12 protein-coding genes are annotated in these 13,154 nt (G+C 32.2%); 6 read left to right on the plus strand and 6 right to left on the minus strand.

The features are described from left to right. The coding region (locus FI695_07405) for an SDR family NAD(P)-dependent oxidoreductase (GenBank protein MQG51781.1) at positions 1-283 on the minus strand (283 nt) is incomplete at its 3' end. A 197-nt stretch (positions 284-480) separates the two neighbouring features. Here FI695_07405 and FI695_07410 point away from each other — a divergent pair. Together FI695_07410 and tilS are read left to right on the plus strand one after the other, a co-directional pair. After that, on the plus strand, positions 481-1,746 hold the full coding sequence (locus FI695_07410) for an HlyC/CorC family transporter (protein ID MQG51782.1): 1,266 nt from the start codon (positions 481-483) through the stop codon (positions 1,744-1,746). 27 nt (positions 1,747-1,773) lie between these two features. Further along, complete coding sequence (gene tilS, locus FI695_07415) at positions 1,774-3,219, plus strand: tRNA lysidine(34) synthetase TilS (GenBank protein ID MQG51783.1); 1,446 nt, start codon at positions 1,774-1,776, stop codon at positions 3,217-3,219. 13 nt (positions 3,220-3,232) lie between these two features. On the opposite strand, the gene FI695_07420 is transcribed toward tilS, so the two are convergent. From FI695_07420 to purF, 4 genes are read right to left on the minus strand one after another with little or no spacing between them, the layout of a single operon-like run. Beyond that, positions 3,233-3,949, minus strand: a complete 717-nt coding sequence (locus tag FI695_07420) for a glycosyltransferase (GenBank protein ID MQG51784.1) — start codon at positions 3,947-3,949, stop codon at positions 3,233-3,235. A gap of 17 nt (positions 3,950-3,966) precedes the next feature. After that, positions 3,967-5,523 (minus strand): bifunctional phosphoribosylaminoimidazolecarboxamide formyltransferase/IMP cyclohydrolase, encoded by a 1,557-nt coding sequence (purH, locus tag FI695_07425; GenBank protein ID MQG51785.1) that lies wholly within the window; start codon positions 5,521-5,523, stop codon positions 3,967-3,969. A 17-nt stretch (positions 5,524-5,540) separates the two neighbouring features. Next, entirely contained in the window at positions 5,541-6,524 is a 984-nt protein-coding gene (locus tag FI695_07430) for a phosphoribosylformylglycinamidine cyclo-ligase (protein ID MQG51786.1), read from the minus strand. A 29-nt stretch (positions 6,525-6,553) separates the two neighbouring features. Next, a complete protein-coding gene (gene purF / locus FI695_07435) occupies positions 6,554-7,963 on the minus strand; it encodes an amidophosphoribosyltransferase (GenBank protein ID MQG51787.1) in 1,410 nt (469 codons plus the stop codon). 210 nt (positions 7,964-8,173) lie between these two features. Here purF and lysS point away from each other — a divergent pair, with 210 nt between their 5' ends. The 4 genes from lysS to FI695_07455 all read left to right on the plus strand — a co-directional run bounded on the left by lysS (position 8,174) and on the right by FI695_07455 (position 12,820). Beyond that, positions 8,174-9,676, plus strand: a complete 1,503-nt coding sequence (lysS, locus tag FI695_07440; protein MQG51788.1) for a lysine--tRNA ligase — start codon at positions 8,174-8,176, stop codon at positions 9,674-9,676. Positions 9,677-9,681: 5 nt separating this feature from the next. Continuing rightward, positions 9,682-10,179, plus strand: a complete 498-nt coding sequence (locus tag FI695_07445) for an NUDIX domain-containing protein (protein MQG51789.1) — start codon at positions 9,682-9,684, stop codon at positions 10,177-10,179. Next, entirely contained in the window at positions 10,172-11,443 is a 1,272-nt protein-coding gene (gene serS / locus FI695_07450) for a serine--tRNA ligase (protein ID MQG51790.1), read from the plus strand. Before FI695_07445 ends, serS begins: the two co-directional genes overlap by 8 nt. A gap of 147 nt (positions 11,444-11,590) precedes the next feature. Next, on the plus strand, positions 11,591-12,820 hold the full coding sequence (locus FI695_07455; protein MQG51791.1) for a hypothetical protein: 1,230 nt from the start codon (positions 11,591-11,593) through the stop codon (positions 12,818-12,820). On the opposite strand, the gene FI695_07460 is transcribed toward FI695_07455, so the two are convergent. Continuing rightward, the coding region (locus FI695_07460) for an FAD-binding protein (GenBank protein ID MQG51792.1) at positions 12,817-13,154 on the minus strand (338 nt) is incomplete at its 5' end. The two genes, FI695_07455 and FI695_07460, sit on opposite strands and share 4 nt — an antisense overlap.

Genomic DNA, 13,154 nt, shown 5'->3' on the forward strand with positions numbered 1-13,154 from the left:
CTAATTGGCCATATGCGTCTACTGCTTTTTGTATTACAGCTTCTCCACCTGTCATAAGAGAAACATCTTCGTAAGACGCAACAGCCTTACCACCGTTATCAGTAATTTCTTTTACTACTTGATCCGCAAAAACTGGAGAATTACCAGTACCATCAACTTCACACCCCAAATCATTTACAACTACTGAAGCTCCTTCTTCGGCTAATAATAATGCTACTGCTCTTCCAATGCCTCTTCCTCCACCGGATACAACAGCTACCTGATCAGCAAATCTGCCAGACATTATGGACCTCCTTTTTGTTATTAATATTTAAAATAGCCAACGTATTATACAAAACAAACGTATGTATAACTACACAATAATAGTATTTATTATTTATTGTTACTATAAATAAACATGATGTATAATGCCCTAAAGAATAATTATCAAATAAATATCGAAAATGATTTAAGGAGTAAATCATAGACGGTAATATTACAATGGTCATACTATTAATAGTATCGCTTTTATTATCTGCCTTTTTTTCGGGATCTGAAGCCGCTTTCTTATCTTTGCAACGAGGAAGACTTGCAAAGCTTATTAAAGATAAAATTCGTGGTGCGGAAGAAATTGCAAAATTACTAGAACATCCAGAAAAGCTTCTTGCTACTGTACTTACTGGAAATAATATTGTTAATACTGCTGCTGCATCTATAGGCACGGCTTTAGTTATTTCTATATTTAAAAACAATGATGTTCCAAATTCTATTTCAGTATTAATTGCAACTATTATTGTATCTGTTTTGCTGCTAATTTTTAGTGAAACTATTCCAAAAACAATTGCAGTCCGTAATTCGGAAAAAGTAGCTTTATTAGCTGTTAAAGCCTTGAAAAAAGTATCTTATCTATTTTTCCCTTTTGTATGGTTTCTAGAAAAGATTAGTAAAATCACTGGGCGCTTATTTGGTATAAAAGATGCCTCAATAATTTCTGAAGAAGAAATATTAGCCTTAATTGATGAAAGGCAACAAATAGGAGAAGCTGATGCAAGTGAAGCTCAAATGCTTGAACGTGTATTCAGATTTAATGATACGAAACTTTTTGAGGTAATGACTCCAAGAACTGAAATTATTGCAATTGATCAAAATTGTACCCTCGAAACTTTTCTAGAAATATATAAAAACCACACCCATTCGCGCTTCCCAATATATTTAGGAGACATTGAAAATATTACTGGAACAATTTCTGCTAAAGATATCCTAACAGGTTTGAGTGAAAAAACTATAACTAACAAATCAAAAGTGGCAGATTTTCAAAGAACTGCATATTTTGTACCCGAAACAAAATTAGTTAGTGAATTGTTCACTGAAATGCGACTATATGGATATAAAATCGCATTGTTAGCTGATGAATTTGGTGGATTAGCAGGATTAATTACTCTGGAAATGTTAATGGAAGAAATAGTCGGAAAAGTTGGAGAAGAAGGCCAATTAATTGCGAGTGAAATTGAAGAGTTAGGTGCAAATACTTTTCTTATTGATGGTGCAACACGTATTGAAGACATATCAGAAACGATTGACCTTACTATTCCAGATGGAGATTATGAAACTATGGCAGGTTTTGTATTATACAATTTAGGAAATATCCCAAGCATAGGTGATTCATTTATGTATGAATACTATCGTTTTGAAATTACTGAAATGAAAAATGTACGTATCGAACAAATAAAAATTACTAAAACCAGAATAATTAAAAATCTAAAATAGTTGCTAAATTATGTGTGAGAATCTGGTATGAAGATTGTTGAAGAAGTTAAAAATGTATTGTATCAATGTAATTTATCCAATAATAGAAACCAAAAATTAGTAGTGGCAGTTTCTGGTGGGCCTGATTCTATTTGTCTATTAGATTCACTTATAAAAATTTCTACCGATATCCCCTTCAAAATTCATGTTGTTCATATCAATCATAAAATACGTAAAAAAGAAAGTGATATCGATGAAAAATATGTAGAAAATTATTGTAAAAAATTCAATATTATATTTCACTCAGAATCTATAGATATACCAATAATTGCAAAAAACCTTAAACAATCCATAGAAACAACAGCAAGAACTCTGAGATATGAAAAACTGTTTGAGTATTGCAAAAGTATTAAGTCTAATTTTCTTTTAACAGCTCATAATGCAAATGATTCAGTAGAAACTATCATGATGAACTTTATAAGAGGTAGTGGATTGCGAGGTCTTAAAGGTATTGTTTTAGAACGTGAGGTCGATGGCATTAAATTAATCCGGCCTTTAATTAATATCCAAAGGAAGGATATAGAATCATACCTAAATCAAAATCATATTAAGCCTCGAATCGATTCTTCTAATGATGACGTCCAATACACAAGAAATAATATCAGAAAAAATACTCTACCAATATTAGAAAAACTAAACCCTGGCTTACATGAAAATTTACTGCAATTATCAAAAATCTCTTTCGAAATTGATAATTATTTTCAAGAAAAAATTAAATTCCATCTAAAAAACTTAATAATATCTTCAAATACCAATAGTTTGAAATGTAAAAACTTAGTAATCGATCGAAATTACTTTAATAACTTAGAAAAAATAATACAAAGTTACTTGGTCGATAAATTATTTACTATGGTAACGAATTTATCAGCTAACCACCTGAATTATCAGTTAATACAAAACGCGATACAATTAATCAAAAATAAGTCTAGCAGAAAACTAACCCTGCCGCAGAATATAATTCTTGAAGTAGATTATACAACCGCTTCTTTTTACGAAAATAATCAAGACACTATTCACTCAGATCTTAATCCTTCTGCCATCAGACTTGACGGATCTATTACAAAATTTGATAACTGGAAACTCCATACGGAAAAAATTGAAAATATAAATTCCACTCAGAAAATAGAACAAATTATTAATCTCGCTAAAGAAAAACACTACGAAGGATATTTTGACTACGATAGTGTAGGAAGTAATTTATTTATACGTTATAGAAACATAGGTGATAAGTTTGAACCAATCGGTTTGGCAGGACATCAATCATTAAAAAAATTCATGTCAAATCGACATATTCCTATATCTCAACGTAATACTACACCCATAATCACAAATGGCTCGAAAATATTGTGGGTTATTCCCTATCAAACATCTGAATTTGCTAGAATTACTCATGATACTACAACAATACTAAAAATCTCTGCGATCAATGAGTGATTATTTGATATTTTCACTTCACTTTAGGAATTCCTAAAAACCTGAGACGAAATATACCTTTCAAATCTTCTATAATTGTTTTAACTACATTCACTCTTGAATCTTTATCGTCTGTCCATTGAACTGGTATATTTGCTATTTCAAATCCAGATTTTTCAGCAATCAATAATAATTCTGTATCAAAGAACCATTTATTATCTTTTATTAAAGGTAATATTTTTTTTGCTGTAATTGTACGTAATCCCTTAAAACCGCACTGTGCATCATGAAATTTATTGAAAAAAAATATCTTGAGTAAAAAATTATACCCTCTTGAAGTTAATTCTCTTTGAAAAGAACGATTAGAAACTTTAGACGTTTTACTAAGTCTAGAACCTACAGCTATATGATGATTACCATTCAAATGATCTATTAAAATTGGTAATGCATCTAAATCAGTCGATAAATCAACATCCATATAACATACAATATCCGATTCGCTTTTTGACCAAACAGTTTTAAGAGCTAACCCTCTTCCTCTTTCAGGTATACGTATATATTGTATATTTTCGTATTCCGATACTAAATGTTTAGAAACTTCAGGAGTATCATCATTAGAACCATTATCAGCAATAACAATATTACATTTCTGTTCTATATTATTTGAAATATAGTTTTGTAATTTTGCTATACAAATAGGTAAAGATTCCTGTTCGTTGAGTACAGGAATAACAATATCTACATTTATCATATAAATAAATCCTTAAATTAATGGCTAAAATGCCTTACACCAGAAGTGAAAAAAGATAGATTAAGCTTATTTGCGATATCTATAGACTCAGAATCTCTTATCGATCCTCCAGTATGAACCAAACAAGTAACACCATACTCCGCACAAACCTCTATTGTATCAGGAAATGGGATTAATGCATCAGATGCGGCCACAGCTCCCAAAGCTTTATTTTTAGCAGCTTCTCCAGAAATTTTCGCACTTCCAACTCTGTTTGGCTGTCCTGCGCCCATACCAACTAAAACTCCATCTTTCACGAAAGTAATAGCATTAGACTTTACATGTTTGCAAACTATCCATGCAATCATTAAATCTTCTAATTCTCTTTTTGAAGGTTTCCTTAGACTAACAAGATCAAATTCTTTTTCGATAGATAAATCAGAATCTTGAATAAGCATCCCACCTCTTAAAGTTCTCATAGTTTGCCAATTATAACTGGTATCTACCTTTGGTACTGTTAGTATTCTCAAGTCTTTAGATTTTTTCTTTAAATGATCTAAAGCATCCTGATCTATAGAAGAACAAACAACAATTTCATAAAACATTCGAACACCATTAATAGGACTTAGCATTGTCCTTATTTTATCGGCAAATTTCATATCTATATTTTTGTTTGTGGCAATAATTCCACCATACGCTGATATAGCATCACCTTGAGTTAAGGCTTTCTCAAATAAAACATCCAATTCTTCACTACCTACTGCTAAGCAACATGGATTTGTGTGTTTAATAATAGCAATAGCATTATCTGAATAATCATTAACTAAATTGAATGCAGCATCTGCGTCTAATAAATTAACGTATGAAAGATCTTTACCATGATGTTGAACAAATGAACCAAAACCTTGATTAGGTAAGTTTGTAGAATCTAATTTGTAAAAGGCACCTTTTTGATGTGGATTTTCACCATATCTCAAATCAGAAACTTTGGTTAATGCAACTGTAACGGTATCAGAAAACCCATCATTTCCTCTCAAATATTCTGAAATTAAGGTATCATAATGAGCTACATGTTGAAATGCCTTTGCAGCCAAATACTTTCTTTCTTTAATGCTAATTTCATTAGTGCTCCAATTGTGTTCAAACAAATTGTAATCAGCAGGATCAACAAGAACAATTACATCTTGAAAATTTTTTGCTGCAGCTCGAAGTAACGTTGGTCCACCAATATCAATATTTTCAATTATTTGGTCTTCTGTTGCATTTGTGTCGGTAGCAACAGAATAAAATGGATATAAATTGGTCACTACCAAATCAATATATTCAATTCCATTTTTTGATAAATCCTCATTATGTAAAATATTGTCTCTTTTGGCTAAAATTCCTCCATGGATTTTGGGATGTAGGGTTTTTACTCTTCCATCTAATATTTCAGGCGAACCTGTTACAGAATCTACTTTTTTTACCTCAAATCCTTTATCAGATAAAAAATTATATGTTCCACCAGTACTAATTAACTCAAATTCGTTTTCGACTAAATATTTGGCTAATTTATCTAAGTCTGTTTTGTCATAAACACTCAAAAGGGCTCTCAAATTTACTCCTTGTTAATTTATTCTATTACTTTTCCTATTATCCAACTGTCTTCTATTTTTGTTAATATATTAGACACATTGTTTTGATCACAAATTAATACCATACCAACACCCATATTAAATACCGACCACATTTCTTGATCAGAAACATTTCCTTGGGTTTGTATCAATCTAAATATATTTTGTGGTTTCCATGAATCATAATCTATATCCACATTTAAACCTGGAGGAATAACTCTCATTAAATTTTCAATTAAACCTCCGCCTGTAATATGTGCCATTGCTACTATTTCGCTTAGTATAGGTTGCAACAAAGGGTAATACGATCTATGTGGGATTGTTAATACTTCACCTAATGTTGTATTTAATTCATTAAATGTTTTGTTTAAAATCTTGGGGTCTTTATCAATATTGAATACTTTCCTTACCAAAGAATACCCATTTGTATGTAAACCATTTGCTGGAACTCCTATCAAAACATCATCTTTTTTCACTTTTGCAGGTTCCAATAACAAATCTTTTTCCACAACACCTACCAAAAATCCAGCAATATCAAATTGTCCTTTTGAATAAACACCTGATAATTGTGCAGTTTCTCCTCCGATTAATACACAGCCTGAATCTCTACAAGATTCAGCCATGCCTTCAACTAAACCTTCTGCTTGTTCGATTACAAGAGAATCCACTGCAATGTAATCCAAAAAAAATAATGGCTTGGCCCCTGAAGTTAATACATCATTGATACAATGATTAACTATATCTTGACCAAGGTTGTGGTATTTTCTTAGATAATTACTTATAACTAATTTAGTTCCTACCCCGTCTGTACTCGAAACTATCACTGGGTTTTTATAATCTTTCAATTCATAAAAACCACCAAATAGTCCTAATGGGCTTATCGTGTTCTTGTTAAAAGTAGTCTTTACTATTGGTTCATATATTTTTTTTACCTGGCGAGCTTTATCTAAATCAACCCCAGATTCTTTATATAAATGATGCATTCTAAACTCTTTCTAAATATACATGTGAACTATCGCTCTAGGACCATTTTATCGAGTTCGAGCTGAACTGGAATTGGATAATCTCCCGTAAAACATGCTGTACAGTGCGTATCTAATGTACCATCGAAAGTTTCTAAACACTCCTCAACATTTAAATAATACAAAGAATTAGCACCAATAAATTCCTTTATTTCCAAAACACTTTTTTGAGCTGCAATTAATTCGGATTTTTTTGCCAAATCAACACCAAAATGACAAGGATTAGTGATAGGCGGAGCACAAACTCTTACATGGATTTCTTTTGCTCCAGCACCTTTTAGTAACGAAAGTACCTGTGGCGTCGTTGTTCCTCTTACAATACTGTCATCTAATAAAACTACTTTTTTATTATTAACAACTTCAGCTAGGGTATTATATTTCAATGATGCCCCTAACACTCTAAACCGTTGTTCAGGCTGTATAAAAGTTCTACCCACATACCTATTTCTTATTAGTCCATCACTATAAGGTATTCCTGATTCAAAAGCATAACCAATAGCAGCAGGAATCGCAGAGTCAGGAACTCCAATAACAACATCGGCTTCTACAGGATACTTTTTTGCTAATTGTATTCCCATTTTTCTTCGAACTGAGTAGTTTAACAAACCATTCATTACACTATCTGGTCGAGCAAAATATATATATTCAAAAATACAAGGTGCAGGTCGAACTTTTAATCCATCATAATGAAAACTATGCAGTCCCATTTTATCTATAACTACTATTTCGCCTGGTTCCACATCTCGAACAAATTCGGCCCCAACATGATCAAGAGCACAAGTTTCCGAAGCTACTACAAAGGTGTTTTCAACTTTTCCAATGCATAAAGGCCTAACCCCATAAGGATCTCTAACGCCGATAATCTGATCCTTGTATAAAATAGTTAATGAATAGGCACCTTTAATTTTTCTCATTGCATATTTTATTTTTTCTGAAATAGCTTCACTTGGATAGCTATTGATTAAATATGCAATAACCTCTGAATCAATAGTAGTATTAAATCTGACACCTTCTAATTCAAGTTCTTTTTTTAATTCAAGAACATTAACTATATTTCCATTGTGAGCTAGTGCCAACTCACTATTTGCAGATTTAACATGTAAAGGCTGGCTATTTCGATTATTTGAAGAACCTGTTGTGGAGTACCTTGTATGACCAATACCTATCTTTCCTACAAGTGAACTTAAGTTATCTTCTTGAAATACATGACTTACTAATCCAGTATTTTTGTGGGAAAATATATGACCGTCGGCAGAAGTGGCAATCCCAGCACTCTCTTGACCGCGGTGTTGTAATGCAAACAAGGCATAAAATAATGTTTGAGCAACTTCAAAATCTGGAGAATAAACTCCCACAACTCCACAGCTTTCCTTTGGAGAATCATCAAAACAGTGCTCTATATTTTGATCTTCTTGAAAAATAAGACACCTATCCTTCTGTACAATAATAATATACTGAATACCATGATTAGAAAATACAACCAACAATAATTAAACTACGTATTTATTCAGCTTTCTAAGTTATTCACCATAGTATTTAGTATTTAATTGTTTTATCTGATAACATATATAAATATTTTTAATAAATTAATAAAAACTACGGATCTATTTATGACACAACGAGGTGACCAACTCATACAAGCAAGATTGCAAAAACTAGATTCTTTGCGAGCACTTGGAGTCAATCCATACCCTACATTCTATGAAAAGACTCATACAAATTCAGAAGCTAAGAAATTATTCGAAGAAAACGAAAATTTGGAAAAAAATTTTGATGAAACAATCCAAGTTTGTTTAGCCGGAAGAGTTATGGCTATACGTCAAATGGGAAAGGCCGTATTCATTGATATTGACGATAGTACAGATAAAATACAACTTCATTTAAAGGAAGATATACTCAAAAATGATTTTGTATTACTTGATCAATTAGATATAGGAGACTTCATTGGAACTAGCGGTAAGTTATTTCGAACTAGACGAGGTGAAATAACACTTGAATCAAGTACTATGACCTTTCTCGCAAAATCTCTAAAGCCCCCTCCTGAAAAATGGCATGGTTTAAAAAATGTTGAAATCAGATATAGGCAAAGATATTTAGATTTATTATCAAATAGAGAAGTCACAAATATTTTTTTTAAGCGAAGTAAAATAATATCCTCAATCAGAAATTTTATGGAGTCGCAATCATTTGTAGAGGTTGAAACTCCTGTTCTTGTTCCCATAGCTGCAGGTGCAATGGCTCAACCATTTGTCACACAACACAATGCCTTAAATCAAACCTTATATATGAGAATAGCTACTGAATTATACCTAAAACGGCTAATAATTGGTGGCATGGATAAAGTTTTTGAAATAGGAAGAGTTTTTCGTAACGAAGGTATCGATATGAACCACAATCCTGAATTCACAATGATGGAAAGCTATGAAGCATATGCTGATTATAATCAAGTTATGCAAATGGTTGAGAATTTAGTAAATACAGTTGCAAATGAATGTATAAATACCACCTCAGTTGAATTTCAAGGTAATACAATTGAACTCAAAAGTCCTTGGCAAAGAATTTCAATGAAAGACGCAATTAAAGAATATAGTGGAATAGATTTGGATAATACAGCAACGATGAAAAATATAAAAACTGAGGCAGGAAATCTTGGTATTAGAGTAGAACAATTAGAAAGTACAGGTAGAATTGTCGATAAATTGATCAGTAAATTTGTAGAACCTAAACTTATTCAACCCACATTTTTAATAGATTATCCTACAGAAATGTCTCCGTTAGCCAAGGCTAAAACAGATAACCCAAACTATGTAGAAAGATTTGAGGCATTTATTGGTGGAATGGAAATTGCTAATTCATATTCTGAACTGAATGATCCAATTATTCAAAGAGAACGATTTGAAGAACAAGAAGCTTTTCGAGAAACATATACCTCCGAGGAAGATTTCGATCGTCTTGATGAAGACTTTTTAGAAGCTTTAGAATACGGTATGCCGCCTACTGGGGGGTTGGGTGTAGGAATTGACCGATTAGTCATGATACTCACCGAACAAGATACAATACGTGATGTGGTTCTTTTCCCTCAAATGAGAACGACAAAAAATACTAATGAATAACAATAATGATAAAACATTTTACTGCAACAACATTTATATCCACGCAAACACATACTCTCCTACACTTTCATGAAAAAAATAAATTGTGGTTACCTGCAGGAGGGCATATTGAAGAAAACGAAACTCCTCTTGAAGCTGCAAAGCGAGAAGCATACGAAGAAACTGGAATAGAGATTGAAATCTTACCAACAAACGAAAACTTTCAATTTACAGAACCAGCGCAAATTATAAGTCCGGTTTCAATATTATTAGAAGATATCGAAGAAAGAAAAAATGAACCTAAACATCAACACATAGATTTGATCTTTTTTGCAAAACCTGTAATGTTGAAGGAGATAAAATTACTAGATGGATGGTATTGGGTTTCTGAAGAAGAACTAAATAATGATCGAATATTCAATCAAAACATTTCTAAAGGCAATGGATTTGCCCTTGACGATGTAAAAATACTCGGTCTAAACTCAATACGAAAATGTAAAAGTATTGGAGTCAAATTTGATTGATATCAATTTATTGCGTAACCAAAAAGACATGGTTGCCGAAATGATGAAAAACAGAAGTGAAAATGTAGACTTAGATAGCATACTAGAATTAGATGTTACCAGACGTAACCTCATACAAATTGTAGATGAGCTTAGATCTAAGCGAAATACAGTAAGCAAAGAAATAGCTCATATGAAAGAGAAACCACCAAAACTCATAGAAGAAATGAGACTAGTTAGTGAAAATATCAAACAAACTGAAGAAAAAATACGAAATAATGAACAAGAACTACATCTAAAACTCTTAGAAATTCCCAATATTCTCGAAAATGATATTTTAATTGGGCATGATGAAAGTGAAAACAAAGTTATTCATACATGGGGCTCTCCAATTGAATATGATTTCTCCCCCAAACCCCATTGGGAAATAAATGACAACCTCAATATTATCGACTTTGAAGCAGGAGTAAAAGTTTCTGGCTCCCGTTTTTTTATACTTCGTGGTCAAGGAGCAAAATTAGAAAGAGCTTTAATTAATTGGATGTTAGATAAACATACAAATGAAAATAAATTTGAAGAAATACAAGTACCTGCACTTGTTAAACAAGAAACAATGACAGGAAGCGGAAATCTACCAAAATTTGAAGAAAATTTATACAGAGATACAGGCGATGATTTATGGTTAATTCCTACAGCTGAAGTACCCTTAACTAGTATTCATCACGATGATATTCTAAACGGAAATGAACTTCCAAAATATTACGTGTCATATGCTCCATCTTTTCGAAAAGAGAAAACTTCTGCGGGCAGAGACACTCGAGGCATCAAACGAGTACATCAGTTCAATAAAGTTGAATTATATAAAATTGTGACACCAGAATCTTCTAAGTCTGAGCTACATACTCTAATAGACATTGTAGAAAACCTTCTACAAGAATTAGGTTTACACTATAGATTACTTGAATTATGTTCAAGTGATATTGGATTCCAATCAGCACAAAGTTTTGACCTTGAAGTTTGGGCACCAGGTTCAAAAGAATGGCTAGAAGTAAGCTCCTGTTCAAACTGTCTTGATTTTCAATCACGACGAGCAAATATTAAATTTAAACGAGAACAATCAAGTAGAACAGAATATCCTCATACTTTAAATGGATCAGCCCTGGCTCTCCCACGCATTATGATTTCTATTATGGAAACTTTCCAACAAATTGATGGAACAGTTATTATACCTGAAGTTTTACACAAATATACTGGATTTACAGAAATTAAACCTAATACTCAATAAAACTAACAAGATGAACAAATTCCTATATATACTATTTTAATAAAGGGAAAACATATAAAATTACGATATGCAATGTTGCTGCAATGCAAATCGTATATGTTTCCATACAAACTTATTTGGTTTTTAACCTAAAAAATGAGGCGATAAGTGGTTATAAGTGACTTAAATAAAATAAAAATTGTTGCCCACCGAGGTGGAAAATTTGATGAAGAAAATACTTTAGCTAACTTTAAAAAAGCATTAAATTACGCTCAAATAAACCCAGATATTAATTTAATGATTGAACTTGATGTTCAATCCCCAAAACCAAACTATGATGGCACAAATGGTAATTTAGTTGTTATACATGATAGCACAGTTAATAGAACTACTTTAGGTAGAGGGCTTGTTTCGTCATACACTCAAAATGAACTGATATCTTTACCAATTCGAAACATAAATCAAAGAAGAATTTCAATAAAACATCATAAGATATCTGCCTCAAATGGATTACCCTTATTATCTGTATCTGGTTCTGATCGTAGAATACCTTTATTGAAAGAAGTTTTGGAAATCACTGAAACTGTAAATATAAATAGACTGAATAACAATATAGCTCCCGTAGGCGTTGGAATTGACTTTACTCATGTCGCTAGCAGATTTGAAAGATTTAAAGATCATGTTTTGTATCCGTTTCTAGAAAAATTAAACCCAGGTAGTCAATTAAATAAAGTATCTCCTCCTACAAAATTACTTGAACAATTAGCATTAGAAATATCGGATAAAAAAAGACTAACTCCAATTCAATTAATATCTCAGGGAATATATTCTGGCAGAAATCTGTCTTTATTAATTAAATTAATTGAAAAAATTAATGGTCAATTCCATCTTGCTATACAAGCTTCTACTTCTCATTTTCCAGCTGATATCATTAGTTTAAAACGATCATTAGATATCGGCACTACAAGTCTTTCTGAACTAATTGAATCAAAAAGATTTACCGTTAACTACAATCACAAGTGGGATAGAAGAGCTTTTTGGTTTAGACACCTTGCTCGTATTTTTGGCCTCAGGATAAATGACTTGTACTCTCTTCTACCCAAAAATGTGGCTTTATCAAATAAACAAGCAATGAAAATCGCAAGTGACCAGGGTTTTTTGACTGGCTTTTGGACAGTTAATAAATCAAAACACATTGAAAAGGCAATTAAATCAGGGACTAACTCAATCACTACTGACTTCCCAAATAAAGCTGCAAAAATAATTCATGCAATGAAGGCTGAATTTTTAGCTCAAACTAATCCTAGAATATTTCAAAACAATAATGTTATTCCTAAAGAATCCAGAAAAGTTCCAAAAACGCCCCAAACTGAAGCTGAATTAATTAGCGGAGATTAAGTCCAAGGACTATCGGCTACAGCATTTCGGGCAGCAATTCGCCCAAATGCAAAACATTCACCAATATTTCCAGTACCCTGATAAAGATAACTATATATAGAGCCAAGTTCACCAGCGCTATATAACCGTGGTATAGGTGATCCATCAGGTCGTATGATTTGAGCATTTGTATTTCTTCTTGGCCCACCTTGAGTATTAAGCATTGTCGGTGATAACGCAACCGCATAAAACGGGGCAGTAACTAATGGATTTAACATAAGCTTTCTTTCATATTCAATGTCTTCACCAAGTTCACATGAATAATTCCATTTGTTAATAGTATCTTGCAATACTG

The organism is SAR202 cluster bacterium, assembly GCA_009392515.1.
Classification (GTDB): Bacteria; Chloroflexota; Dehalococcoidia; order Lucifugimonadales; family UBA6952; genus UBA6952.

What these genes read in the sequence shown, in the direction of transcription:
- lysS (MQG51788.1), top strand. Translation starts at nt 8,174, where the DNA reads ATGACACAACGAGGTGACCAACTCATACAAGCAAGATTGCAAAAACTA.
- FI695_07430 (MQG51786.1), bottom strand. Translation starts at nt 6,524, where the DNA reads ATGCATCATTTATATAAAGAATCTGGGGTTGATTTAGATAAAGCTCGC.
- tilS (MQG51783.1), top strand. Translation starts at nt 1,774, where the DNA reads ATGAAGATTGTTGAAGAAGTTAAAAATGTATTGTATCAATGTAATTTA.
- FI695_07410 (MQG51782.1), top strand. Translation starts at nt 481, where the DNA reads ATGGTCATACTATTAATAGTATCGCTTTTATTATCTGCCTTTTTTTCG.
- FI695_07420 (MQG51784.1), bottom strand. Translation starts at nt 3,949, where the DNA reads ATGATAAATGTAGATATTGTTATTCCTGTACTCAACGAACAGGAATCT.
- FI695_07445 (MQG51789.1), top strand. Translation starts at nt 9,682, where the DNA reads ATGATAAAACATTTTACTGCAACAACATTTATATCCACGCAAACACAT.